Raw genomic sequence first — 24,560 nt, 5'->3', positions numbered from 1 at the left:
CAAATGCCCAACCGTCCGGCAGAACGGATTAGCGCCCGAACGTTAAAATATCAACCACTACTTTGGACGTCAGGAATTTCAATCGGTTAGAACATGAAATTCTTACGTCAACGTAAGAATTGATGCTGCAATTCCGTCACAAACCGGCCGTTCTTCTACGATGACTGTCCGCATATTCAATGCTGCGGATCTCGATGAGGCGGGAAACGGTGCGGTCGAACTCGAAGCCTTCCGTCCCCTTCTTCGCCACCAGCAGTTTCTCCGGCGCGGCCGCCGCCGAGGCAAACAGGCGCGCGCCGTGATCGTAAATCGTATCGACCAGGTTGATGAACCGCTTCGTCTCGTTGCGCTTGTGCGGCCCAAGCAGGGGAATGTGGTCGAGGAAGATCGTATCGTAACGCTTCAGGATGGCGAGATAATCGGCCGCGCCGTGCGGCTGCTCGCACAGATCGCCGAAGGAAAAGCGCGCGACAGTGCCCGCCGCGGCCGGAATGGCGATCTTGCGGCCTCGGAACGTCACGGTGGCCGGCTGCACCTCCCGGCCCGCCGTCTCCCGCTGCCACGCCCGATCCATCGCCTCGTCGGCCTCGGCCCCGAGCGGATAACGGAAGACCGGCAGGCCGGCGTCCTTCTCCAGCCGGTAGTCGGTCTCCGAATCCAGCGCGACGATCTCGACATGCTTCTTCAGGAGATCGACGAAGGGCAGAAATAGGCCGCGGTTCAGCCCGTCCTTGTAAAGATTGTCAGGCTCGACGTTCGACGTGGCGACCAGGATGCAGCCGCGCGAAAACAGCTCGCCGAACAGCCGCGACAGGATCATCGCATCGGCGATGTCGGTAACGGAGAACTCGTCGAAGCAGAGGAGCCGCGCCTCCTCGATTAGGCTTTCGGCGACGGGCGGAACGGGATCGGCCTGCTTCGTCTCGCCGTTCTTCAGCTTCTGCCGGTGCTTGTGGATGCGGTCATGCACATCGGCCATGAACTCATGGAAGTGCGCCCTGCGCTTGCGCTTGATCGGCACCAGCCCGAAGAACAGGTCCATCAGCATGGTCTTGCCGCGCCCTACCCCGCCATGGATGTAGAGGCCGCGCGGCACGGCGGACTTCTCCGGCTTTCGGGACGCGAACAGCCAGCCGAGCGCGCTCGTCTTGCGCGCCGGGCGCTGGGACCGGATCGCCTCCAGCAAGGCATCGAAGCGCAGCGCCATCGCGGCCTGCAGCGGATCGGGCTGCAGTTCGCCGGCCGCCACCATCGCGCTCAGCCTGTCGGAGACACCGTGTTCGGGATAGGCGGAGACCTTGTCCCAATCCTGCTTGATGGGCACCGAAGTCGATCTCCGTATTGAATGGCGCTGATTGCGCTCAGCGCGACAGGCTGATCGGCTGCCCGCTGGAGGTCGAGCCTTCGAAACGCGACTCGCCGGTCTTGGCCAGCCGCGCGATCGCATTGCCGCTGCGATCCTTGAGGATCACCTGCGTGCCGGCCACTTCCCACGAGCCCATCTGCGTCAGTTCGCCGGCGCAGCCGCGCGTCCCGCCCCGCGAACCGGAGCCGAGATTGGTCAGCGTCAGGAACATGTCGCACGAGGTCGGCCCGTTGGCGACCCGCCAGTTACCGACCATCGCTTCCTTCTTGACCTCTAGGCCGCCGGCAGCCGGGCCAGCCGTGCCGGGCGTCACCATGGTCATGTCCGTCGGCGGCGCTTCCGGGAACTGCGAGGTGCTCGTTGAGGGGTCGGGCAACTGGCTGGAGGAGACGCTGCCGACCGGCGCAGCCTGGAGCGGGGCGACGGGCCGCGAGTCGAAGCCGCTCATCGAGGTCCTCTGGCAACCGGCCAGAGCGAGCGCCATCATCAATCCGCCTGCCACGTACTGGATCCGCATATCGATACTGCCCTCTTTGCGCGACACCATGGATAAGGAGTAACCCCGGCCGGATTAGCGTGAATCGCCGGACCGAATCAAGTGTGCTGGCAACGTTTTGCCATCAGCCGCCACCGGCGGCCTCAAATCACGGCAACCGGTTCGTCTGGCGCGCCCGTACCCACACCAGCGCGGCGCCCGAATGGTTCCGAGAGTTGGCCCGACCGAGGCCGGGCCATCCAACCGTCAGAGCCGGCGCTCGACCAGCATCTTCTTGATTTCGCCGATCGCCTTCGCCGGGTTCAGCCCCTTCGGGCAGGCCTGGGCGCAGTTCATGATCGTGTGGCAGCGATAGAGGCGGAACGGATCCTCGAGGTTGTCGAGACGCTCGCCGGTGGCCTCGTCTCTGGAGTCGATCAGCCAGCGATAGGCCTGCAGCAGCACGGCCGGGCCGAGATAGCGGTCGCCGTTCCACCAGTAGCTCGGACAGGAGGTCGAGCAGCAGGCGCACAGGATGCACTCGTAAAGGCCGTCGAGCTTCTGCCGGTCCTCATGGCTCTGCAGCCATTCCTTGGCAGGCGTCGGCGAGACCGTCTTCAGCCAGGGCTCGATCGAGCGGTGCTGGGCGTAGAAATGCGTCAGGTCCGGAACGAGATCCTTGACCACCGGCATATGCGGCAGCGGGTAGACCTTCACCGCGCCGTTGACCTCATCCATGCCCTTGGTACAGGCCAGCGTATTGGTGCCGTCGATGTTCATCGCGCAGGAGCCGCAGATGCCCTCGCGGCAGGAGCGGCGCAGCGTCAGCGTCGGATCGATCTTGTTCTTGATGTAGAGCAGCGCGTCGAGCACCATCGGGCCGCAGTCGTCGACATCGACATAGTAGGTGTCGATCGACGGGTTCTTGCCGTCGTCCGGGCTCCAGCGGTAGACGCGGAACTCGCGGGTGTTGGTCGCGCCGGCCGGCTTGGGCCAGACCTTGCCTTCGGTGACCTGCGAGTTCTTGGGGAGAGCGAGTTCAACCATATCCAGTTTTCCTCGGGATCAGTAGACGCGCGCCTTCGGCGCGATCTTCTGCGGATCGATGCCGGGGGCGATGAGATCGGTGTGGACCGGGCGGTAGTCGAGCTTCACGTCGCCGGCCTCGTTCACCCAGGCAAGCGTGTGCTTGCGCCAGTTGACGTCGTCGCGGCCGCCGAGCGGACCATCCTTGTAATCCTCGCGGGCGTGCGCGCCACGGCTTTCCTTGCGGGCCTCGGCGCTGACGACCGTGGTGATGGCGTTGGCCATCAGGTTTTCCAATTCCAGCGTCTCGACCAGGTCGGAGTTCCAGATCAGCGAGCGGTCGGTGACCTTCAGGTCGGCCATCTCGCCCCAGAGCTCCTTCATGCGGCGGCAACCGGCTTCCAGCGATTCCTGGGTGCGGAACACGGCGGCGTCTTCCTGCATGGTGCGCTGCATCCTGTCGCGCAGCACAGCCGTCGGCGTGCCACCATCGGCATAACGCAGCCGGTCGAAGCGCTCGATGATCCGGTCGCAAGCGGCCTTGTCGAGCTCCGGCACCGGCGCGGCACGGTCGATGACCTCACCGGCGCGGATCGCCGCTGCGCGACCGAAGACCACGAGGTCGATCAGCGAGTTGGAGCCGAGGCGGTTGGCGCCGTGAACCGAGGCGCAGCCGGCCTCGCCGACCGCCATCAGGCCGGGCGCGATGCGCTCCGGGTTGGCGCCGTCGGCGTTGAGCACCTCGCCCCAGAAGTTCGTCGGAACGCCGCCCATGTTGTAGTGAACGGTCGGCAGCACCGGGATCGGTTCGCGGGTGACGTCGACGCCGGCAAAAATCTTCGCGCTCTCGGAGATGCCCGGCAGGCGCTCGTGCAGCACGGCCGGATCGAGATGATCGAGGTGCAGGTAGATGTGGTCCTTGTTCTTGCCGACGCCGCGGCCCTCGCGGATCTCAAGCGTCATGCAGCGCGAAACGACGTCGCGCGAGGCAAGGTCCTTGGCCGACGGCGCATAGCGCTCCATGAAGCGCTCACCCTCGGAGTTGACGAGATAGCCGCCCTCGCCGCGGGCGCCCTCGGTGATCAGACAGCCGGAGCCGTAGATTCCGGTCGGGTGGAACTGAACGAACTCCATGTCCTGCAGCGGCAGGCCGGCGCGGGCCGCCATGCCGCCGCCGTCGCCGGTGCAGGTGTGCGCCGAGGTCGCCGAGAAATAGGCGCGGCCATAGCCGCCGGTCGCCAGGACCACCATCTTGGCGGAGAAGCGATGGATCGTGCCGTCATCGAGGTTCCAGGCGACGACGCCGGTGCAGCGGCCGTCGGCCGACATGATCAGGTCGATCGCGAAATATTCGATGAAGAACTCGGCGTTGTGCCGCAGCGACTGGCCGTAGAGCGTGTGCAGGATGGCGTGGCCGGTGCGGTCGGCGACCGCGCAGGTGCGCTGCACCGGCGGGCCCTCGCCGTAGTTCTGCATGTGGCCGCCGAACGGCCGCTGGTAGATCTTGCCTTCCTCGTTGCGCGAGAACGGCACGCCGTAGTGCTCGAGCTCATAGACCGCCTTCGGCGCTTCCATGGCGAGGTACTGCATGGCGTCGACGTCGCCGAGCCAGTCCGAGCCCTTGACGGTGTCGTAGAGGTGCCACTGCCAGCTGTCGGGCGTCATGTTCTGCAGCGACGCGGCAATGCCGCCCTGGGCGGCCACGGTGTGCGAGCGGGTCGGGAAGACCTTGGTGATGCAGGCCGTCTTCAGACCCTGTTCGGCCATGCCGAGGGTCGCGCGCAGACCGGCGCCGCCGGCGCCCACCACCACCACGTCGAACGCGTGATCGACATAGGTGTAGGCCTTGCCGTTCTGATTGGGCGAGGAGATCGAAGCCATGGCGAGATTATCCTGCGAAAGCGATCTTCAGCACGGCGAAAAGACAGAGTCCGCCGACCAGAGCCGCAAAGAAGGTGTTGAGCATGAGCAGGAGGATTTTTCCACCTTCTGCATGGACATAGTCCTCGATGATGACCTGCATCCCGAGCTTCATGTGAAAGAGGCCGGAGATGACCACGAGGCCCATCAGCACCGCGACCACCGGATGCGACAGCGCCGCACGCACTTCCGCATAGGGCGCGCCGGAATAAGAGACGAGGAAGCCGACGAAGAACAATAGCAGCGGCAGGTTGGCGACGGCCGTCAGCCGCTGGCGCCAGAAGTGTTCGGTGCCGTCCTTGGCCGAACCGAGACCGCGGACGCGGCCGAGAGGTGTACGCATATCCATGTCAGTTTCCTCAGCGGACCAGATAGCCGATGACCCAGGTCAGCACCGCCAATGCGGCGGATGCAACCGGCATCGCCATTGCGACGCGGGTGGAGAGATGCTTCTCGTAGCCGTGGCCGGTATCCCAGACCAGATGGCGGATGCCGCCGAGCATATGATGGAACAGCACCCAGGTGTAGCCGAACAGGATCAGCATGCCGATCCAGGTGCCGAAGAACCAGCTGACCCAGTTGAAATAGGCCTCGCCCATCGCCGCGGCGATCAGCCACCACGCGACGAGAACCGTGCCGACATAGAGCGCGCCGCCGGTGATGCGGTGCATGATCGACATGACCATCGTCGGGATCGGCTTGTAGATCTGGAGATGCGGCGAGAGCGGCCGGCTTTTTGTGACATTCGTCATCAGAACCCTCACGGAAATCCCGGAGAATGGCCCCGCTAACTGGACTGTGGTGCTCCGGAATTGCACTTCATTGTGTGCGCAATGCAATGATTGCGACGTTTAATCACCCAACTGCGGAACCACAAGTGTCATTGCACTGCAAAATCAATTTAATCGATTAGGACGATGAGGCACCTCCGCACCCGTTAACCAATCTTAACGAATGCCGCCGCCCCGTTAACCAATTCCGGTGACTTTGGCTCGGGAATGGGCAACATTGGCGTTAGCAAATCGTTAAGGATAACCTGGAGGCGAACAGAATGAATCTGTTTACAAAAGCCTGCATGACCGCGATCGCGCTTGCCGCCATGACGCTGCCGCTGTTCCAGGCCGCACCTTCCGAAGCGCGCGACAACAATCGCCACCGTCATCACCACCGCGCCTCGAATTCTGAATTCTTCGGCGGCGCCATGCGCGACGACAGGCACTTCAACAGCCGGCATATGGCACGCCGCGACGGACGCTTCGACCGCGGCTTCGGGAGCATCGACCGGGGATTCGGGAGCATTGACCGCGGCTTCGGGAGCATCGACCGCGGCGTCGGGACCGTCGACCGCGGCTTCGTAACCGTCGACCGCGGCTTCGGGTCTGTTGGCCGACGCTGGCAGGACCGGGGCTGGGGTCGGTTCGGCGGCTCGCAACTCGATCGTCCCGCCCCTTACTATACCGGATCGGCCCGTCCCTACTATGCCGGCCAATACCGCCTGTACAATAACAGCGACGTCGCCGGCAATTTCTATGGCGGCGCCATCTCCGGCTATCAGGATCCCGGCAACGGCAATTATTTCTACACCAACGGCTACGGTTCTGGCGACATGGGTGATGGCGGCGGCTATCCGACGCCCGCATCGTCCAATCGCGCCAAGCTCATCGTCGTCACGCCGGAAACCGAGACCGCCAGCTGCGCCTGGGAGGCCGGGGTCTGCGTCATCCGGCCCTAGTCTCGGGCCGGGCATGCAATTGAACCATCGGCTGCGCGTGCGGCCCGGTCAGCGCATCGCCTCCTCGGCCGTCAGCGCCCGCTCGCGGGTACCTGAAACGATGATCTCCAGAACCTCGTGTTCGTCGGTGTGCCTGATGTAGCGGTCGCCGGCCGACTCGCCGCGCTTCAGCACCATCACGCGATCGCCGACGGCGAAGATATCGACCAGCCGGTGCGAGATGATGATCTGGGCGACACCCTGGCGCTTCAGTTCCAGCATCGTCTCCAGCAGGCGGTTGGTCGCCATCACCGAAAGGTTGGCGGTCGGCTCGTCAAGGATCACCACCCGCGGCTCGAAGGAAATCGCCCGGGCGATCGCGACGGACTGCTGGCGGCCGCCCGACAGGCTCTCGACCTTCTGGTAGACCGAGTTGACGTCGACCTTGAGCCGCTTCAGCACCCTGTCGGCCTCCGCATACATCTTGCGCCGATTGACGAACGGACCGGTGAGCGGCCAGCGGCCGAGAAAGATGTTCTGCCCGACGTCCATGTTCCCGCACAGCGCGAAGTCCTGGTAGATCATCTCGATGCCGACGTCGCGGCTCTCGTGCGGGCTTTTGAAGTGAACCGGCTGACCGGCGACGAAGATCTCGCCGGCATCGCGCTGGTAGGCGCCGGTCAGGATTTTCATCAGCGTCGACTTGCCGGCGGAATTGTCGCCGACCAGACCGAGGATTTCGCCGGGATAGAGCACCAGGTCGACCGAGCGCAGCGCCTGGACCGCACCGAACGCCTTTTCGATGCCGCGCATTTCGACGATCGGCGTGCCTTGCGTCTCACCCGGCATGCTTGGCCTCCACTGCTTGCCCGCGTCGCGCCCGCCATGACCGCACGCGACCAAAGATATTGGCCTGGCGGACCCAGATGTCGACGAGCACGGCCACGATCAGGATGACGCCGATGAACACATTGATCCAGTGCTGCGGCATGGTGAAGCCCTGCACGTTCAACTGCAGCAGCGCCCGCACCAGCGTGATCGCCGCCGCGCCGGCGAGCGAGCCGATCATCGTGCCGTAGCCGCCAAAGATCGAGCCGCCGCCGATGATCACCGCGGCGATGGCGTCGAGCTCGCGGAACTGGCCGGCGACCGGGTTGAAACTGCGGAAATAGGCGACGTTGATGATGCCGGCCATCGACGCGCACAGCGCCGATAGCAGCAGTGCCAGGAAGCGCACGCGGTTGGTGTTGATCCCCGCATAGGCCGCAGCGCGCAGGTTGCCGCCGGTGGACAGCACCTTCAGACCGAACGGCGTGTAAGCGAGCACGATGCCGGCCGCGAGTGCTACGAAAAACATCCAGATCGTCTGCACGCTGACGACCTCGGCGACGGTCCGGACGAAACCGGGCGGCAGGGAGAAGCCGAAATGCAGCAGCACGTCGTTCGCCTTGCGGCCGAGCAGGTTGTAGCTCTCGGGCCAGCCGGTCAGTTGCTGGCCGGCGACGAACCAGGCGGCAAGGCCGCGGGCGATGTAGAACATGCCGAGCGTCGCGATGAAGGCCGGCAGCTTGAAGCCGACGGTGACGGTGGCGTTGACGAGCCCGGCGACCATGCCGGCGAGCAGCCCCATCGCCACTGCCGTCAGCGGGTCGGCGCCCAGTACTTTCAGGAAATACGCCGCGGTGCTGCCGGCGAGCGCCAGTACCGCGCCGACCGACAGATCGATGTCGCCGGCGGCGATGACATAGGTGAGCCCGACCGCGATGAGGGCGAGTTCGGTGTAATTGAGCAGGATCGCGAAGGTATTGGAGAGATTCCACCAGTAGTCGGGCCGCAGCGCCAGGCCGGTCAGCCACAGAAGGACGGTGAGGACGATGGCAAGCGCGTCGCGGCGCGCGAAAAACCTGCCGAATCCGGCGGTCTCCAGCCCCAGGTCGCCTGCCATCGCGCCCTTGGTCTGGACGCCCTCGAGGGCGACGCCGCCCATTTCATAGGCGGGTGGCGGCGGGCGGCCGCGCAGCCACGCCCAGAAGCGGCCCGCCACCTGGCGACGGATGAGGTAAGGCTCGACCAGCACGGCGGCGACGAGAAGGAGGCCGAGGAAAACCAGGACCGCCCCCGCCGGCAGGGTGAACCGGGCGTTGACGGCAACATTCTCGCCATCGATGACGACGATGCGCGTGATTGGCCAGCCTTCGCGCAACACCTTGTCGATCAGCACGACGACCGCCGCCCCGAGGCACGAGCCGATCACCCGTCCCCGGCCGCCGAGGATCGAGGCGCCACCAATGATCACCGACGCGATGACGGTGAGTTCCCAGCTGACGCCGTAAAGGGGCGTCACGCCCTTGTCCTGTGCCGCCGACAAGAGCGCGGCAAGCGTCGCGCACAGCGCCGAGATCAGGTAGGCGCGGATCCGCACCCAGCGCGTCGGAATGCCGGCATAGACGGCCGCCTGTTCGTTGCCGCCGGTGGCGAAGGTCTCATACCCCCAGCGGGTCTTGGCAAGCACATAGGCGCCGGTTGCGGCAACGACGGCGAAAATCAGGATCTGGTTGTTGAAGCCGAGCACATTGGTTTCGCCGAGGTGGAAGAAGAGCGGAAATTCATTGGCCTTGTCGGAATAATAGATCGCCTGGCCATGCGTCAGCGCCAGCACGAAACCGCGGCCGATGAACAGGATCGTCAATGTCGCGATGAAAGCCGGCGCCTTCAGGATGGTCACGAGCACACCGTTGAGCAGCCCGATCGCCGCCCCCAGCAGCAGGCAGAGCAGCACCGAGGCGGCGATGCCGAGATCGAGAAAGCTCGGCGCAAACAGCCGGGCGAACACTACCGCGACAAGCCCGTAAACGGAGCCCACCGACAGGTCGAGGTCCTTGTTGACGATGACGAAGGTCATGCCCACCGCGATGATCCCAACGCGGGACGTGTCACGCAGCAGCGCGTGGAGCGCCTCGGTCGAGGCGAAGAAGGTCGGGTTGACGGACATGCCGCCGACATAGAGCAGCACAAGGAACAGCAGCAGGCCGACCTCCCAACCGCCGGCGAGTTGGGCAGGCGCGCGACCGAGTGATGTCGTCTTTGCAGTCACCATGAAACTGTCCGGTCGATCCCCGCCGTTTGCGGGCGGCGGGAATGTTCGGCCCGCCGCCGCAGGTCAGCCCCGGCTGGAGCGAAAATCAGTTCTCGAAGCGCTTGCCGACCCTGGCGATGTTATCCTTCGTCACCAACTGCGCCCGCGTGTCGAGATTGGCGGCGGAAATGCCGCGGTCAATCTGCAGATAGAGCTGCATGACCGGCCAGAAGCCCTGCAGGAACGGCTGCTGCCCCAGAGATCCCGTCAGGTTGCCGGCCGCAATGCCCTCCTGTTGCGCCGGACCCAGGTCGAAGCCGAAGGCGCAGATCTTGTCGGTCTTGCCGGTCTGGGCGACCGCCTTGACGAGCGGCGGGGTAAAGACGTTGTTGGCGGTGAAGACGCCGACAACGTCCCCGCGCGACTCGAACAGCGAGACCAGCGCGTTGACCGGATCGTTCGGATTGGTATCGATGCCGACATTCTCCGGCCCGGCATCGACCTTGAAGTTCTCCAGCTTGCCGGCGTCCTTCAGGGTCTTGATGATGGCGTTGAAGGCCGAGGTCACGCGGTTGTTCACCTCGATGTTGCCCATCGCGGTGGAGGACGGCAGCACGATCGAACCGCTGTCGGCGCCGCTGGCGAGCACGCACTTGGCCAGCGCCTCGCCGCCGATGGCGGCCGCTGACGCATCCTGCCCGGTGTGGCTGATGCTGCTGCGGTTCAGGAGTGTCCCGTCATAGGAGTTCGTCGTCGCGATCGGGATGCCCTTGGCCACGGCGGCCTTGACGATGTCGTTGTAGGCGCCCACCTGCGGCGTCGTCATGATGATGCCGTCGATCGTCGGATCCTGCACGATCTGGTTCAGGATCTCGATCTCGCGGGCCGGATCGTCCACCGGCGACTCGGAGCCGAGCAGCAGGACCTTGGCGCCGATCATGTTGGCGGCAACCGTGGCGCCGACATAGACCGGATCGAAGAAGCCGTTTCCGGCCGTGTGCGTGACGATGGCGAAGGTCAGGTGGCCGTCGGCCGAATGGAAATTCTTGGTCTCAGGGGCTTCCTTGGCGGCGTCCTCGAAACTGTAGCCGCCGACTGCCTTCTCGACGCTGCCTGATTGCGCGGATGCATGCGAGACGCCAAGCGACAGCGCCGCGACGGACACTGCCGCGTACAACGAAATACGCCTCATGACTGGTCCTCCCTTGAAAGGGGCGAAAGCCGTTCGAGCGCGCTTGCGAGAGGCCGAATTGCTTCCTCCCATTGCGCTAATATTCAGCGTAATTCTATCGTAAGTAAATGGTGAACGCCCCGGGCTGCCGGCGAATTTGTTCGGCAACGTCCAGCTGCACAGAAATGCAACCGCCGATGGGAGGGGTAGCCTATCCCTCCAGTTCCTCGCGCAGCATCTCCAGCTCCAGCCATTCCTCTTCCATGCGGGTCAGGTCGGCGCGCAGCGTTTCCATTTCGGCGGCGAGGCGATTGAAGGTCGCCGGATCCTTGGTAAACAGCGTCGGATCGGCCATCTTCTCCTCACGCTTCGCGATCTCCGCCTCGGCCCGCTCCATCTCCTTCGGCAGGTTCTCCAGCGCGAACTTCTGCTTGTAGGAGAGCTTCCCCTTGCCCTTGTCGGCGGCCTTTGCGGCCGGCGCGTCGTCGACCTTCGCTTTTTCGGTTTTCTCCGCCTTGCGGCGCTCCTCGATCGCGCCGCGCCGCTGCGCCATCATGTCGGAATAGCCGCCGGCATATTCGATCCAGCGGCCATCCGGCGCTTCGGGATCGGCAGGGGCGATGGTCGAAGTCACCGTGCGATCGAGGAAATCACGGTCGTGGCTGACGAGGATCACCGTGCCGGCGAACCCGGCGACGATCTCCTGCAGCAGGTCGAGCGTCTCGATGTCGAGGTCGTTGGTCGGTTCGTCGAGGATGAGCAGGTTGGTCGGCCGCGACAGGATGCGCGCCAGCATCAGCCGGGCGCGCTCACCGCCGGAGAGATTGCGGATCGGCGTGCGGGCCTGTTCCGGCTGGAACAGGAATTCCTTCATATAACCGGTCACGTGCCGCTGCTCGCCATTGACGATCAGGTTGTCGCCGCGGCCGTCGGTGAGATAGTGCGCCAGCGTTTCGTCCGGATTCAAATCCTCGCGGCGCTGGTCGAGGGTGGCAATCTCCAGGTTGGTGCCGAGCTTGACGGTGCCGCTGTCCGGCGCGAGCTGGCCCGTGAGGATCTTCAGAAGCGTCGTCTTGCCCGCGCCATTGGGGCCGACGAAGCCGATGCAATCGCCGCGATGGACGCGCATAGAAAAGGGCGCGACGATGGTGCGCTCGCCATAGCGCTTCGTCACCTTCTCGGCCTCGATCACCAGCTTGCCGGATTCCTGCGCATCCGAGAGCGTTGCCTGCACGGTGCCCTGCGGCCCCTTGTGGCCGCGGAAGCGGGCACGCATGTCGTGCAACTCGCCGAGGCGGCGCATGTTGCGCTTGCGCCGCGCCGTCACGCCGTAGCGCAGCCAGTGCTCCTCGCGCTCGATCGCCTTGCCGAGCTTGTGCTGTTCCAGTTCCTCCGCCTCGAGCACCTGGTCCCGCCAGGCCTCGAAATGGGCGAAGCCGCGATCGAGCCGCCGCGACGTGCCGCGATCGAGCCAGACGGTGGCGTTGGAGACCTTTTCGAGGAAGCGGCGGTCGTGCGAGATGACCACCAGCGCCGAGCGGCTGCGGGTCAGTTCGTCTTCCAGCCACTCGATCGTCGGCAGGTCGAGATGGTTGGTGGGCTCATCGAGCAGCAGGATATCCGGCTCCGGCGCCAGCACGCGGGCGAGTGCGGCCCGGCGCGCCTCGCCGCCGGAAAGCGTCTTCGGGTCCTCCTCGCCGGTGAGGCCGAGATGGGAGAGGAGATAGGTGACACGATAATGGTCGTCACCGGGGCCGAGCCCGGCCTCGGCATAGGCCGCCACCGTGGCGAACCCTTCGAAGTCGGGCGCCTGCTCGAGATAGCGGATGGTGGACGACGGATGTCGGAAGATCTCGCCCGACTGGGGTTCGACCATGCCGGCTGCGATCTTCAACAGCGTCGACTTGCCCGAACCGTTGCGGCCGACAAGGCAGATGCGCTCGCCCGGCTCCACCTGCAGGCTGGCGCCGGCCAGCAGCGGCGTGCCGCCGAAGCTCAGGGAAATCTCGTCGAGTTTCAGTATCGGGGGTGCCAACGTCAGGCTCCTGAAAGGTCGTAGGGGCGGGCAAGCACCACGGCCCGCCCGGCGGAAAGCGAAAAGGTGACGGGGCCGAGCGCCACGTTCGAGATGGTGCGCGAAGAGCCGAAGGGCAATTCGAATGCCGTTAACGGATAGCGAACATTCTCGATCGAAAGGCCGGACAGCGCCGTAAGCCCAAGCACCGAAAACAGGCTGCCGGCCGGCAGCTCGATCGTGGTCCGGCCGACCGGCACCGGCCAGGCCTCCTCGAGCCCGGACGTCAGCGTGACGTCGAGGCCGCGTTCTTTCAGCGCCGCGGCGTGCAGGAGGTGCATCAGCGCATGGTCGCTGCGCTCGCCGCCGAGGCCACCGGCGAGGATCAGCCTTGTCGCGCCGCGTTGAAGCGCCGTCGCCACGGCGATCTCGCCGTCGGTGGCGCTTTTGGCCGCCGGATAGGGCTGGCGCGGAACATGCGCCCAGGCATCGAGATCGGCCTGCGAAGCGGAATCGAAATCGCCGACCCAGACCTCCGGCGTCACACCGAGCGTCGTGGCGTGACGCATGCCGCTGTCGGCCGCGATGAAGCGCGCACCGGCGGTCGCCGCCCTGAACCGGTTGGTCGGTTCCAGCGTTCCTCCGAGGAGGATGACAAAGGTTTGGCCGGGGGCACTCGTCATGGCCTCCGTCTAGCGCATGTTCCGCCGGAATGGAAACGCCTTTCGGCCCGGCCGGGCGTTCCGCAGTGCGGCTTGCAAGAAGAGCGCGCGCGGACTATTGGTTGCCCTGCTCTAACGGGGTGCCCACGGGTCGCAAGACGCCTGAGGCTGAGAGGCAATTGCCAACCCGCGGAACCTGATCCGGTTTGCACCGGCGGAGGGATTAGACGGCACATTCCAGCGCCCTATTCCCGTTCATTCGATCTGAAGGAGGCGCTGATGCGCATCAAGCTGTTGTCCACCGTCGCGCTGCTCGCCGCAGCATCCTTTGGCCCGTCCGCGTTGGCGGCGGACAAGACGCTGACCATCTACACCTACGAGAGCTTCGTCACCGAATGGGGCCCGGGCGCCAAGGTTGCCGCCGCCTTCGAGAAGACCTGCGACTGCAAGGTCGAATGGGTCGGGGCGGCCGACGGCGTCGAGCTCCTGACCCGGCTGAAGCTGGAGGGCGAAGGCACGAAGGCCGACGTCGTGCTTGGTCTCGACACGAACCTCGTGGCCGAGGCCAAGGCCACCGGCCTCTTCGTCCCGCACCAGCTGTCGCCGGAGGGGCTGACGGTGCCGGGCGGCTTTGCCGACGACACGTTCCTGCCCTACGACTACGGCCACTTCGCCGTCGTCTACGATACCGAGGGGCTGAAGAACCCGCCGACCAGCATGAAGGACCTGGTCGAGGGCGATCCGAAGCAGAAGATCGTCATCGAGGACCCGCGCACCTCGACGCCGGGGCTGGGACTGCTGCTCTGGGTCAAGTCGATCTATGGCGACAAGGCGGGTGAGGCCTGGGCGAAGCTCAAGGACCGGGTCCTGACCGTGACGCCGGGCTGGTCGGAGGCCTACGGGCTGTTCACCAAGGGCGAGGCGCCGATGGTGCTGTCCTACACCACCTCGCCGGCCTACCACATAGTGGCGGAGAACTCCGAGCGCTACCAGGCGGCGGCCTTCTCGGAAGGCCACTACGTGCAGATCGAGGTCGCCGGCATGACGAAGGCCGCAAGCGATCCGGAACTGGCGAAGCAGTTCCTGACCTTCATGACCGGGCCGGATTTCCAGTCGATCATTCCCGAGACCAACTGGATGATGCCGGTCGGGCCGACCCACGAGCCGCTTCCGGCCGCCTTCGACAAGCTGGTGAAGCCCGGCCACACGTTCCTGCTGCCGTCGGAAGAGGTTGCCGCCAACCGCAAGGCCTGGATCGACGAATGGCTGGCGGCGATGGCCAAGTGAGGTCCGGAGCAGTTCCGCTTTCCTAAGGCGGCGGAACCGCTTGGAACTCTGGTCTTCATGCAATCCCGGCAAGCCGATGCGCGCTTGCCGGGATTGCGTCTAGCGTCCGGCCGATCGGCGCGACGCTGCGCCCGGAACGCAAGGGGCGTCCAGTTTTTCGGGAACTGCCAGCAAGGCATCAGGGTAACGCATGTATACGACACGCGAACAAGCCGTGATCACGGGAGCCGGGGGCCTCGCCCTCGGTTTCATCCTGCTGTTCGCCGGCCTCTCGACCGCGATGCTGCTGCTCAATGCCGAGGGTGGCGCCGGAGGCACGCTGTTCGATGCCTACCTGTTCCGCGTCGTCCGGTTCACGCTGCTGCAGGCCGGCCTTTCGACGCTGTTGTCCGTCGTGCTTGCAATTCCCGTCGCCCGTGCGCTGGCGCGCCGGCGGCACTTTCTGGGCCGGATCTGGATCGTCCGCCTCGCCGCCTTGCCGCTCGGCCTGCCGGCGCTGGTGGCAGCGCTTGGCATCGTCGAGATCTGGGGGCGCCAGGGCATCGTCAACCGCCTGCTCGCACAGCTCGGTCTCGCCGACCCGGTCAGCGTCTACGGCCTCGCCGGCATCCTCATCGCCCACGTCTTCTTTAACCTGCCGCTTGCCGTGCGCCTGATGCTGGCGGGGCTGGAGCGGATCCCCGCCGAATACTGGCTGACCTCGGCGAATCTCGGCATGCGTCCCGCCACGGTTTTCCGCCTGATCGAGTGGCCGGTCATCCGCGGCCTGCTGCCGGGCATTGCCGGCCTGATCTTCATGCTGTGCGCGACGAGCTTCACGATCGTGCTCACCCTCGGCGGCGGCCCGGCGGCGACAACGATCGAGGTGGCGATCTACCAGGCGCTGCGTTTCGACTTCGACCCGCCCCGCGCAGTGCTGTTGGCGGTGCTGCAGATCGTGCTCACCGGCACACTGCTGGTGCTGATGCAGAAGCTCGGCACGCCGGCCGAGGAAGCGCCGACCACCGGCCGGGCGGTACGCCGCTTCGATGGAGGCGACGGACGGGCGCTCGACGCCCTCGTGATCGCGGCCTTCGCCGCATTCACCGCCGCCCCCCTCCTCGCCATCGTGGTCTCCGGGCTCGGCGCCGACCTGCCCCGCCTTGTAGCCGATCCGCTGCTGCATCGGGCGCTCCTGACCAGCCTGGCGATCGCACTCGGCTCTGCCGCGCTGTGCCTGGCGATAACGATCCCGGCCGTCGCGGTTCCACGGCTTGCGACATTGCATCCGGGGTCATCGTTTCGCCTTCTCGGCACCGGGCTTGGCGGTGCAAGCTCGCTGATCCTCCTCGTTCCACCCGTGGTGATGGCGACCGGCTGGTTCCTGGTTCTGCGCCAGTTCGGCGCCACGGCACGGTTTGCGCCCTTTATCGTCGTCGTCGTCAACGCCCTGATGGCCCTGCCCTTCGTCGTGCGTGTGCTGGCGCCCGCCTACCGCACCCACCTTAGCCGCAGCGGCCGCCTCGCGGTCAGTCTCGGGGTGACCGGGTGGCACCGGATAAGATGGATCGACCTGCCGGCGCTGAAGCGGCCGCTCTTGACCGCCTTCGCCTTTGCGATGGCGCTGTCGCTCGGCGACCTCGGCGCCGTCGCCATCTTCGGCGCCGATGGTTTCATCACCCTGCCCTGGCTTCTGTTCAGCCGCATGGGCACGTACCGGGTCGCGGATGCGGCCGGAATCGCCCTGCTGCTCGGCCTCGTCTGCCTGCTGCTGACGCTGCCCTCGACCGTGGCGGAGCCGAAAACGAGAGAAGCGCATGTCTGACCCCTCCGCCGCACACCGGCACGTCCCGGCAATCCGCCTCGCCGCCGCCACGGTGCAGTACGAGCAGAAGCGCCTCGTCTTCGACTGCACGGTCCCGCAAGGCGCGCGCGTTGCGGTGACCGGACCGTCCGGGGCCGGCAAGTCGACGCTCTTCAACGTGATCGCCGGCTTCCAGCCGATCCGGTCGGGCACCGTCGAGATCTTCGGCAAGGACATGCAGGGCCGCGAACCGGCGGCGCGGCCGGTCTCGATCGTCTTCCAGGAGAACAATCTCTTCACCCACCTCACCGTCGGCCAGAATGTCGGCCTCGGCCTCGACCCCTCGCTCCGCCTCGACGCCGCCGAGCGCGACCGGGTCGAAGCGGCGCTGGCCCGCGTCGGGCTCGGCGGATATCGCGACCGGATGCCCGGGTTGCTGTCGGGCGGCGAGCGGCAGCGGGTGGCGCTGGCGCGCGCCTTCGTGCGGCGCCGGCCGATCCTTCTCCTCGACGAGCCGTTCGCGGCGCTCGATCCGGCGATGCGGGCCGAAATGGCCACGCTGCTGCTCGACTTGCAGGCCGAAACCGGAATTACCCTTCTGTTCATCTCCCACCAGGTCGACGACATCCGGCGGGTTGCCGACCGGGCCATGTTCATTGATGACGGCGTGATCGTCATGGAGGGACCGGTCGAAGGCTTCCTGGCCGCCCGTGAGCCGCCGGCGCTGGCCGACTTCCTCGGCGTCCCGGATTGACGCCCGACCCGAAGCGCATTGCCTTATTTTGGACGCCGGGCTGTGTCACCGGAGCCACAATATGAACCGATTCTGGAATCGGGAGTTGTCGGCAAGGGGCAGGGCGTTTATCTCTCGACACGCGGTCTGAGCGGGCCAGGCGGGTATCGGCAGGATACTCAAGAGCGTGACAATAATCCGGACAAGCAAGTGTGCCTCGGCGTCGAACGGATTGGGTCCGGTCGGTGCCGGGACCGGTCGCTTTCCGAGCGTGTGCTGCGAAAGGCATGGGTGAATGCTGGGCATGGGACGGTATGCAGGACGAGGGAGGCAACGCGGAGCGGCACGCGCCGGACTTGCGCTTGCCCTTGCCGGACTGCTCGCCTCCTGCCAGTCGGCGATCGAGCAGACCTATGAGCCGGCCGTCGCACCTTCATCCAGTCCGCAGATCGTCGACGAGGTCCAGAAGAACGATCCGCGGGCTGCCATGGGCGCGCGTGAGCACCCGCGTATCGTCGCGAGCTATGGCGGCGAATACAAGGACGCCAAGACTGAGCACCTCGTCGCGCGCATCACAGGCGCCCTGACGGCCGTCTCCGAGAACCCGAACCAGTCCTACCGGATCACCATCCTCAACTCGCCGGCGATCAACGCCTTCGCGCTGCCGGGCGGCTACCTCTATGTCACCCGCGGCCTTCTGGCGCTGGCAAACGACGCCTCCGAGGTGGCGGCGGTGCTGTCGCACGAGATGGCGCACGTCACCGCCAACCACGGGATCGAGCGGCAGAAGAAGGAAGAAGCGGAGGTCATCGCCAGCCGGGTCGTCGCCGAAGTGCTGTCGAGCAACCTCGCCGGCAAGCAGGCGCTCGCCCGCGGCAAGCTGCGGCTCGCCGCCTTCTCCCGCAACCAGGAACTGCAGGCCGACGTGATCGGCGTGCGCATGCTCGGCGAAGCTGGCTACGATCCCTACGCCGCCGCGCGCTTCCTGGATTCGATGGCGGCCCATGGGCAGTTCAGCTCGGTCGATCCGGAGGCGGACCAGAGCCTGGACTTCCTGTCGAGCCATCCGAATGCCCCGCAGCGGGTCGATCTGGCCCGCCGTCATGCCCGCGCCTTCGGCGCGGCGGGCACGTTCGGCGATCGCGGCCGCGACTACTATCTCGACGGTATCGACGGACTGCTCTACGGCGACAGCCCCGAAGAGGGCTACGTCCGCGGGCAGACATTCCTGCACGGCAAGCTCGGCATCCGCTTCGACGTTCCCGCCGGCTTCCAGATCGACAACAAGGCCGATGCGGTGCTTTCGACCGGTCCGGGCGATGTCGCCATCCGCTTCGACGGCGTCGCCGACGGCCAGCGCCAGAGCCTTGTGAACTACATCTCCAGCGGTTGGGTCACCGGACTGAAGCCGGAAACCATCCGCCCGATCACCGTCAACGGCCTGGAGGCGGCGACGGCAAGGGCGGCCGCCGATCGCTGGGAGTTCGACGTGACGGTGGTCCGCATCGGCAACCAGATCTACCGGTTCCTGACGGCCGTGCCGCAGGGCTCGGCCGCCCTCGAACCGACCGCCGGCGTGCTGAAGTCGACGTTCCGGCAGCTGACGGCCCAGGAGATCGCCTCCCTGAAGCCGCTGCGGGTCCGCGTCGTGACGGCCCGCTCGGGCGACACACTGGCCTCCCTGGCCGGCCGCATGATGGGAACAGACCGCAAGCTGGACCTGTTCCGCCTGATCAATGCGATGACCCCGACGAGCACCGTCAAGCCGGGCGACAAGTACAAGATCATCACGGAATAGCGGTCCGGCTACCGCTTTTTCAATCGCCTCGAGCTGGGCGCAGGTGGCGCCATCTTTCGGCGCATCTCCGTTAATGCTAGTTAAATACTACCGCCCGCATTCAATTGCAGGCGGTATAAATTTCCGTCACTCCGGAAAACCGCGCTGGTGTACCATGTCCAAGTTGCCGGCATTCCTGACGTACATCCTGTTTTGCCTGCTGCTGGTGGTGACCGCACCGCTCGCGTACGCGCAATCTGCTCCCGCCGGCAACGCTACGCCACCACCGTCGGGCTCGGTGGCCGCGCCGCCGCCGCAGAAGGTCACCGAACTCCTGAAGCTGCTGGACGACCCGGAGATCCGGGCCTGGCTCAATTCCCGCCCGACAGCGACCGAGGGTCACCTGACCAAGGAAGCCACGCTGGAGGTCGAGGACATCGAGGCGTTCGCGCGCTCCCGCCTCCACGCGCTTTTGGCGGCGGTTCCGACGGTTCCGTCCAAGATCGCAATGGCGGTCGGCAGGGTGCGCCAGCAGGCGAGCGAGAGCAACTATGCCCCGGCGATCGTCATCTTCCTCGGCATCGTCGCCGCAGGGGCGGCGATCGAGTGGCTGTTTCGCCGCACAGCTCACAAGGCGCGCTTCGGAAGCGAGATCGCCAGCCGCGCCTATGCGGAGCTTGGTCCCCCGCTTGTCTTCACTATCGTATCCGCCCTGATCTTCCTCGCCTTCGAATGGCCACCGCTTCTTCGAGTCGTCATCCTCTACGCGCTGCTTGCGGTGATCGGCTATCGTCTGGCGACGGGGCTGTGCCGCCTGTCCATGGATATCGCCGAGACATCGAGCTTCCATTTTTTCCGCATTCGCGTTTTCGGCGTCATCCTTGCCATCGGACTCGCCATCTGGGCGATGTGCCGACCGCTCGGCATCGATCCCGACACGCGCGCCGTCATCGCCTACGGCTTCTCGATCGCGCTGCTTCTGGTTGTCCTGGAAACGATATGGCGCCGTCCCTATGACCGGTACGGCAATCTCCCATCGCGCACCGGCAATATTCTTTCCACGCTTTACGTCGGCGCACTCTGGCTGCTGTGGATGCTCGGTTTCCCGGGGCTGTTCTGGCTCGGCATCTTTGCCATTGCCCTGCCGAAGGTCATTTCGGCCGCCGACCGTATGGCGAAGGCGTTCGCGCAGACCCACTGGAACGAGGCGGAGGGCAACACGCTGCGCATGGTGCTGCTCGCCAGGGGAGTACGTGCGGTCGTGATCCTGGCGGCACTCGGGTGGTTGGGGCTGATATGGGAGTACAATCCAAACGCGATCGCCCAGCAAAGCCCTTTGCTCCAGGCCGTCGTCAACGGCCTTTTCAAGAGCATCATCATCCTCCTGGTGGTCGATCTGGTCTGGCAGATCGCCAAGGCCTATATGGACGGCCCGCTGATTCCGGTGGACGGCGAGCAAGCGCTGACGCCGGACGAAGCCGCCAGACGCGCGCGCCTGCGGACGCTGCTGCCGATTTTCCGCAATGGACTTGCCGCCGTCCTGCTCTGCGTCGCCGTGATGACCATCCTCGCCGAGATGGGCGTGCAGATCGGCCCGCTGATCGCCGGCGCCGGCATTTTCGGCGTCGCGATCGGCTTCGGCTCTCAGACGCTGGTCAAGGACATCGTCAGCGGCATCTTCTATCTGATGGATGATGCCTTCCGCGTCGGCGAGTGGATCGAAAGCGGCAGCTACAATGGCGTAGTCGAATCCTTCAGCCTGCGCTCGATCCGGCTCCGCCACCACCGCGGCTCGGTCTTCACCGTGCCCTTCGGCGCGCTCGGTGCAATCCGCAACGGCAGCCGCGACTGGACCGTTGACAAGTTCCGCATCCGCGTTCCTTTCAAGACCGACATGACCAAGGTCTCAAGGATCGCCAAGGACATCGGCAAGCAGTTGCTGGAGGATCCGGAACTCGCACCGCACATCATCAAGACGTTGAAGCTGAAGGGCGTCGAGCAGATCGGCGAGTTCGGCATCGAGATCAGCTTCGGCTTCACCGCCCGCCCGACCGGCGAGGCGACGGCGATCCGGCGCCGGGCCTATACGCTGCTCACCCAGGCCTTCGCCGAGAACGATATCTCGTTCGCCCAGCCGACGTTCCAGGTCGGCGGCGACGAGAAGGAGGCGGCGGCCGCGGCGGCCATGCACAAGCGGCAGGTGGACCTGCAACAGCAGGCCGCAGCCGCGAGCGGCGCCGGGTCCTGACGGCGAGGTGATCGCACGGGCGTCGCAAGCCGGATGCCTAAGCGCACCCGGCGCGGCATAAAGAAAAATCGGCTTGCGCCGTGAGCGCTATAGTCGGACCCTGCACCCAGCTCGCGGGTGTGGACAATGCATGCAGGACATGGTCACGAGAGCGGCACGGACGCCATGCCTCGTTGCCGAGTGCTCAGGCAAAGGCCGGCGAGGCTTCGCACAGCGCGATCCTGAGCTTCTCCATCGCGCGGTTCTCGATCTGGCGCACCCGTTCCTTGGAGATTCCGAGGTCGGCGCCGAGCTCCTCCAGCGTGGAACTGCTGTCGGCCAGCCGCCGGGCGCGGATGATCTTTCTCTCCCGCTCGTTGAGGCGGGTCAGCGCCCGGTGCAGCCATTCGCGCCGCCGCTCGCCGTCGATCATCTCGGTGACCTCCTCGTCCGGCAGCGGCGCGTCGCTGGCGAGGAAGTCGATGTGGCTGGCGCCCGTCTCGTCGCCGCCGACCGGCGCCTGCAGCGACACGTCGGACGCAGCCAGCCGCGCATCCATGTTGCGCACGTCCGCCGTGCTGACCTTCAGCGCGGTGGCGATTTCCCGATAGATCGTCTCGGAGGTTAAGTGGTTGTCGCCCCGGGCGATGCGGGCGCGAAGGCGGCGCAGATTGAAAAACAGCGCCTTTTGCGCCGAACTGGTTCCGCCGCGCACGATGGACCAGTTGCGCAGCACGTAGTCCTGGATCGAGGCGCGGATCCACCAGGTGGCATAGGTCGAGAAGCGCACCTCGCGTTCCGGCTCGAAGCGGGCGGCGGCCTCCAGAAGGCCGATATACCCCTCCTGCAGCAGGTCGTTGAACGGCAGGCCGAAATTGCGGAAGCGGGAACCCAGCGCGATGACCAGCCGCATGTGCGCCATGGCGATGCGGTTGCGCGCTTCCTGGTCGTTCTTCTTGCGCCAGGCGAGCGCAAGAGCCTGCTCCTCGTCACGATCGAGGTAGGGCGCGGACATGGCGATCTTGATCATACGGCGGTCGGCGGTGGTGCTGGCCATTGGCATCTCCCTGAGCCGGGACTGAAAGGATCCCTGACCAAACGGGGCCAGGGTATTCACCTGACAAGCATGCTTCTGTGCGGCCTTCGCGGAGTGCATCGCATTCCGTCCGCGAAAAACCAAGCCTCCGGACCGTCGGCCGACGATCGCCATGGCAGGCATGCTATACTGCTCCCCCAGCTTGGGCGAGTAGCAATTTGTTGCTCACCGCCGCGCCGACCGTTGCGCCGCCATGCAACCGGTCCGGCTCGCCGGCTTGAAGTTGGTGGCTCAACCCGGCGTCCAGCATAAATGTTCCAAAGAAAAACCCGGCTGGATGCCAGCCGGGTTCAAAGCTTCAAAGTTGAAACAGGCCGTTAGGCGGCTTCGTCCTGGGCATCGTCTTCCTCGACGATCTTGCCACGCTTCGGCCCCTTGTTGAGGTTGGCCTCGACGAGACGGACGGCCTCGGTTTCCGACATCTTGTTGACGGCGGCGATCTCACGGGCCATCCGGTCGAGGGCGGCTTCGTAGAGCTGACGCTCCGAATAGGACTGCTCGGGCTGGTTCTCGGCGCGATAGAGATCGCGAACGACCTCCGCGATCGAGATCAGGTCGCCGGAATTGATCTTCGCGTCGTATTCCTGCGCCCGCCGCGACCACATGGTGCGCTTGACGCGGGCCTTGCCCTGCACAACCTTCAACGCGCGGTCGACGAAGTCGGTTTCGGACAGCTTGCGCATGCCGATGGACACGGCCTTGGCGACCGGAACCTTGAGGCGCATCTTGTCCTTCTCGAAGTCGATCACAAAGAGCTCGAGCTTCATGCCGGCAACTTCCTGCTCCTCGATGGCCACGATCTGGCCGACACCATGGGCCGGATAGACGATCGATTCACCGGTCTTGAATCCCTGGCGCGTGGAAGACTTTTTCTGCTGGGTCGTCATTCTATTCAAATACTCCCTGTAACACTCCCGGCAAGGGCCGGGGCCGGGTCGAGATCGCCCGGAAAAGACGGGGGCACCGTCGGAGACACCATTCCTGTTCCGTCCAAGAAGGCATAAACGGATGTGACGACGCGTTCACAATTCAGCAACGTGACGTTGCTTATGGGAGGTGAGCGGCGCCGTAGGGATCGTTTGCTTTCGTGGTGATGTTCGGGCACACCAAGTGCCTCGATTGGATCAGTAAGCGTACCCTATCACAAAAAAGTGCCGAAATCAATAATTTGGTTCGCATGGGTCATCAAGCCTGCCCTATCCGGTTTCGGATGGCCTGCCCGGTTTTCCCCACTTCGAACGTTGCCGCACCGATCGGTGCGGCCGCTTCAATCGCCCGTGCCGGGCTCGCTCGAGAAGTACTTGTCGTACTTCCCCTCTTCGCCGTCATAGGCCTTCGCGTCGGGCAGCGGGTCCTTCTTGACGGTGATGTTCGGCCAGATCTGCGCAAAATCAGCGTTGATTTTCAGCCACTTGTCGAGGCCTGGCTCGGTATCCGGCTTGATCGCCTCGGCCGGGCATTCGGGCTCGCAGACGCCACAATCGATGCATTCGTCCGGGTGAATGACGAGGAAGTTCTCGCCTTCGTAAAAGCAGTCCACCGGGCACACTTCGACGCAGTCGGTATATTTGCAGCGGATGCAATTGTCGGTCACGACATACGTCATGAGTAACTCCAGCGAATTTCCCTGTCCGAGGCCGGCGGGCCAGCTTCACCGGTCACCCGGCGCAACGGAGGAAAACGGTCACCGGCGTCCTCCGCCGTGGGTGTGGAGGTAAAGGCTTTGCCCGCTGTTTGCAAGAATAAAGCATGCGCAAAACGGGTCGCAAGCGGTACAGAATTCCACGCCCCGGCAGGCGCGCGACGGAACTCAGGCTTCATCGTCCGGCAGGTCGGAACGGCGGCGCAACGCGTCGGTTTCACGCCGCTCACGCTTGGTCGGCCGGCCGGCACCCCGTTCGCGCGTCGCCTGTTCGAAGAGGTTGCGCTCCGCCCGTGGCGGCGGAGGCGGGGTCAGGTCGTCATAGAGCAGGCGCGCCTCCTCGTAAGGACCGCGCCGGGCGCCCGGGTGGAGCACCTTGACCACCATGTCGTGGCGGTCGAGCGAAAGCACGACGGTGTCGCCTGCCTTGACGTTGTACGACGGCTGGCGCACCGGCTGGCCGTTGACCGAGACGTCGCCCTGTTCGACGGATTTTGCCGCCAGCGAGCGAGACTTGCGCAGCCGGGCGAAGAACAGCCACTTGTCGATGCGCTGGCGCGCCTGACCGGTTGGCTGCTCCCGTTCGTCCGCCAT

General features: G+C 65.3%; 21 protein-coding genes and 1 riboswitch. Of the genes, 6 read left to right on the top strand and 15 right to left on the bottom strand.

Going from position 1 to position 24,560, the window contains the following annotated elements:
- Window positions 1-136: 136 nt before the first annotated feature.
- The 6 genes from zapE to sdhC form a co-directional block, all read right to left on the bottom strand.
- Window positions 137-1,318 (bottom strand): cell division protein ZapE, encoded by a 1,182-nt coding sequence (gene zapE / locus C7449_RS09150; RefSeq protein WP_374828182.1) that lies wholly within the window; start codon window positions 1,316-1,318, stop codon window positions 137-139.
- Between the two features lie 43 nt (window positions 1,319-1,361).
- Window positions 1,362-1,883, bottom strand: a complete 522-nt coding sequence (locus tag C7449_RS09145) for a protease inhibitor Inh/omp19 family protein (protein WP_108002683.1) — start codon at window positions 1,881-1,883, stop codon at window positions 1,362-1,364.
- 225 nt (window positions 1,884-2,108) lie between these two features.
- Window positions 2,109-2,888, bottom strand: a complete 780-nt coding sequence (locus C7449_RS09140) for a succinate dehydrogenase iron-sulfur subunit (RefSeq protein ID WP_108002470.1) — start codon at window positions 2,886-2,888, stop codon at window positions 2,109-2,111.
- Between the two features lie 18 nt (window positions 2,889-2,906).
- On the bottom strand, window positions 2,907-4,748 hold the full coding sequence (gene sdhA / locus C7449_RS09135) for a succinate dehydrogenase flavoprotein subunit (protein ID WP_108002469.1): 1,842 nt from the start codon (window positions 4,746-4,748) through the stop codon (window positions 2,907-2,909).
- 7 nt (window positions 4,749-4,755) lie between these two features.
- Window positions 4,756-5,136 carry a succinate dehydrogenase, hydrophobic membrane anchor protein gene (sdhD, locus tag C7449_RS09130; RefSeq protein WP_108002468.1) on the bottom strand — a complete coding sequence of 127 codons (381 nt, stop codon included), beginning with the start codon at window positions 5,134-5,136 and terminating at the stop codon, window positions 4,756-4,758.
- A 10-nt stretch (window positions 5,137-5,146) separates the two neighbouring features.
- Window positions 5,147-5,539, bottom strand: a complete 393-nt coding sequence (gene sdhC / locus C7449_RS09125; RefSeq protein WP_108002467.1) for a succinate dehydrogenase, cytochrome b556 subunit — start codon at window positions 5,537-5,539, stop codon at window positions 5,147-5,149.
- A 299-nt stretch (window positions 5,540-5,838) separates the two neighbouring features.
- On the opposite strand from sdhC, the gene C7449_RS09120 reads away from it, so the two are divergent.
- Complete coding sequence (locus C7449_RS09120) at window positions 5,839-6,519, top strand: hypothetical protein (RefSeq protein ID WP_108002466.1); 681 nt, start codon at window positions 5,839-5,841, stop codon at window positions 6,517-6,519.
- A gap of 48 nt (window positions 6,520-6,567) precedes the next feature.
- On the opposite strand, the gene C7449_RS09115 is transcribed toward C7449_RS09120, so the two are convergent.
- The 5 genes from C7449_RS09115 to C7449_RS09095 form a co-directional block, all read right to left on the bottom strand.
- Window positions 6,568-7,347 (bottom strand): ATP-binding cassette domain-containing protein, encoded by a 780-nt coding sequence (locus tag C7449_RS09115; RefSeq protein WP_108002465.1) that lies wholly within the window; start codon window positions 7,345-7,347, stop codon window positions 6,568-6,570.
- Window positions 7,337-9,595 (bottom strand): ABC transporter permease, encoded by a 2,259-nt coding sequence (locus tag C7449_RS09110; protein WP_108002464.1) that lies wholly within the window; start codon window positions 9,593-9,595, stop codon window positions 7,337-7,339. Before C7449_RS09110 ends, C7449_RS09115 begins: the two co-directional genes overlap by 11 nt.
- Window positions 9,596-9,680: 85 nt before the next feature.
- Entirely contained in the window at window positions 9,681-10,766 is a 1,086-nt protein-coding gene (locus tag C7449_RS09105; protein WP_108002463.1) for a substrate-binding domain-containing protein, read from the bottom strand.
- 190 nt (window positions 10,767-10,956) lie between these two features.
- A complete protein-coding gene (locus C7449_RS09100) occupies window positions 10,957-12,780 on the bottom strand; it encodes an ABC-F family ATP-binding cassette domain-containing protein (protein ID WP_108002462.1) in 1,824 nt (607 codons plus the stop codon).
- Between the two features lie 2 nt (window positions 12,781-12,782).
- Window positions 12,783-13,442: a thiamine diphosphokinase gene (locus tag C7449_RS09095; RefSeq protein ID WP_108002461.1), complete on the bottom strand. Its 660-nt coding sequence runs from the start codon at window positions 13,440-13,442 to the stop codon at window positions 12,783-12,785.
- Window positions 13,443-13,547: 105 nt separating this feature from the next.
- Window positions 13,548-13,661, top strand: a riboswitch (TPP riboswitch).
- Between the two features lie 39 nt (window positions 13,662-13,700).
- On the opposite strand from C7449_RS09095, the gene thiB reads away from it, so the two are divergent.
- The 5 genes from thiB to C7449_RS09070 all read left to right on the top strand — a co-directional run bounded on the left by thiB (window position 13,701) and on the right by C7449_RS09070 (window position 21,249).
- A complete protein-coding gene (gene thiB, locus C7449_RS09090; RefSeq protein ID WP_108002460.1) occupies window positions 13,701-14,708 on the top strand; it encodes a thiamine ABC transporter substrate binding subunit in 1,008 nt (335 codons plus the stop codon).
- A 190-nt stretch (window positions 14,709-14,898) separates the two neighbouring features.
- Window positions 14,899-16,512 (top strand): thiamine/thiamine pyrophosphate ABC transporter permease, encoded by a 1,614-nt coding sequence (gene thiP, locus C7449_RS09085; RefSeq protein WP_108002459.1) that lies wholly within the window; start codon window positions 14,899-14,901, stop codon window positions 16,510-16,512.
- Window positions 16,505-17,245, top strand: coding sequence for a thiamine ABC transporter ATP-binding protein (gene thiQ, locus C7449_RS09080; protein WP_108002458.1), 741 nt, complete (start codon window positions 16,505-16,507; stop codon window positions 17,243-17,245). Before thiP ends, thiQ begins: the two co-directional genes overlap by 8 nt.
- Window positions 17,246-17,528: 283 nt before the next feature.
- The gene (locus C7449_RS09075) at window positions 17,529-19,022 is read left to right on the top strand and encodes a M48 family metalloprotease (protein WP_108002682.1); all 1,494 of its coding nucleotides are present in this window, start codon (window positions 17,529-17,531) and stop codon (window positions 19,020-19,022) included.
- Between the two features lie 154 nt (window positions 19,023-19,176).
- Window positions 19,177-21,249: a mechanosensitive ion channel family protein gene (locus C7449_RS09070; protein ID WP_170115837.1), complete on the top strand. Its 2,073-nt coding sequence runs from the start codon at window positions 19,177-19,179 to the stop codon at window positions 21,247-21,249.
- A gap of 184 nt (window positions 21,250-21,433) precedes the next feature.
- On the opposite strand, the gene C7449_RS09065 is transcribed toward C7449_RS09070, so the two are convergent.
- The 4 genes from C7449_RS09065 to C7449_RS09050 all read right to left on the bottom strand — a co-directional run bounded on the left by C7449_RS09065 (window position 21,434) and on the right by C7449_RS09050 (window position 24,560).
- Window positions 21,434-22,285, bottom strand: a complete 852-nt coding sequence (locus C7449_RS09065) for an RNA polymerase factor sigma-32 (protein ID WP_108002456.1) — start codon at window positions 22,283-22,285, stop codon at window positions 21,434-21,436.
- 356 nt (window positions 22,286-22,641) lie between these two features.
- Window positions 22,642-23,211 (bottom strand): CarD family transcriptional regulator, encoded by a 570-nt coding sequence (locus C7449_RS09060; RefSeq protein ID WP_108002455.1) that lies wholly within the window; start codon window positions 23,209-23,211, stop codon window positions 22,642-22,644.
- 380 nt (window positions 23,212-23,591) lie between these two features.
- Complete coding sequence (gene fdxA, locus C7449_RS09055; RefSeq protein WP_108002454.1) at window positions 23,592-23,930, bottom strand: ferredoxin FdxA; 339 nt, start codon at window positions 23,928-23,930, stop codon at window positions 23,592-23,594.
- Between the two features lie 204 nt (window positions 23,931-24,134).
- The gene (locus C7449_RS09050) at window positions 24,135-24,560 is read right to left on the bottom strand and encodes an RNA-binding S4 domain-containing protein (RefSeq protein ID WP_108002453.1); all 426 of its coding nucleotides are present in this window, start codon (window positions 24,558-24,560) and stop codon (window positions 24,135-24,137) included.

The sequence above is a fragment of the Mycoplana dimorpha genome (assembly GCF_003046475.1).
GTDB lineage: Bacteria > Pseudomonadota > Alphaproteobacteria > Rhizobiales > Rhizobiaceae > Mycoplana > Mycoplana dimorpha.
The sequence above is the reverse complement of the archived record's forward strand: the minus strand, read 5'-3'. Positions and strand labels throughout refer to the sequence as shown.

Coding starts and splice junctions, on each gene's coding strand:
- sdhA (WP_108002469.1), bottom strand. CDS start 4,748: ATGGCTTCGATCTCCTCGCCCAATCAGAACGGCAAGGCCTACACCTAT.
- C7449_RS09140 (WP_108002470.1), bottom strand. CDS start 2,888: ATGGTTGAACTCGCTCTCCCCAAGAACTCGCAGGTCACCGAAGGCAAG.
- C7449_RS09120 (WP_108002466.1), top strand. CDS start 5,839: ATGAATCTGTTTACAAAAGCCTGCATGACCGCGATCGCGCTTGCCGCC.
- C7449_RS09060 (WP_108002455.1), bottom strand. CDS start 23,211: ATGACGACCCAGCAGAAAAAGTCTTCCACGCGCCAGGGATTCAAGACC.
- fdxA (WP_108002454.1), bottom strand. CDS start 23,930: ATGACGTATGTCGTGACCGACAATTGCATCCGCTGCAAATATACCGAC.
- thiP (WP_108002459.1), top strand. CDS start 14,899: ATGTATACGACACGCGAACAAGCCGTGATCACGGGAGCCGGGGGCCTC.
- C7449_RS09110 (WP_108002464.1), bottom strand. CDS start 9,595: ATGGTGACTGCAAAGACGACATCACTCGGTCGCGCGCCTGCCCAACTC.
- thiB (WP_108002460.1), top strand. CDS start 13,701: ATGCGCATCAAGCTGTTGTCCACCGTCGCGCTGCTCGCCGCAGCATCC.
- C7449_RS09095 (WP_108002461.1), bottom strand. CDS start 13,442: ATGACGAGTGCCCCCGGCCAAACCTTTGTCATCCTCCTCGGAGGAACG.
- sdhC (WP_108002467.1), bottom strand. CDS start 5,539: ATGACGAATGTCACAAAAAGCCGGCCGCTCTCGCCGCATCTCCAGATC.
- thiQ (WP_108002458.1), top strand. CDS start 16,505: ATGTCTGACCCCTCCGCCGCACACCGGCACGTCCCGGCAATCCGCCTC.
- C7449_RS09050 (WP_108002453.1), bottom strand. CDS start 24,560: ATGGCGGACGAACGGGAGCAGCCAACCGGTCAGGCGCGCCAGCGCATC.
- C7449_RS09075 (WP_108002682.1), top strand. CDS start 17,529: ATGGGACGGTATGCAGGACGAGGGAGGCAACGCGGAGCGGCACGCGCC.
- C7449_RS09105 (WP_108002463.1), bottom strand. CDS start 10,766: ATGAGGCGTATTTCGTTGTACGCGGCAGTGTCCGTCGCGGCGCTGTCG.
- C7449_RS09115 (WP_108002465.1), bottom strand. CDS start 7,347: ATGCCGGGTGAGACGCAAGGCACGCCGATCGTCGAAATGCGCGGCATC.
- C7449_RS09145 (WP_108002683.1), bottom strand. CDS start 1,883: ATGCGGATCCAGTACGTGGCAGGCGGATTGATGATGGCGCTCGCTCTG.
- sdhD (WP_108002468.1), bottom strand. CDS start 5,136: ATGGATATGCGTACACCTCTCGGCCGCGTCCGCGGTCTCGGTTCGGCC.
- C7449_RS09070 (WP_170115837.1), top strand. CDS start 19,177: ATGTCCAAGTTGCCGGCATTCCTGACGTACATCCTGTTTTGCCTGCTG.
- C7449_RS09065 (WP_108002456.1), bottom strand. CDS start 22,285: ATGGCCAGCACCACCGCCGACCGCCGTATGATCAAGATCGCCATGTCC.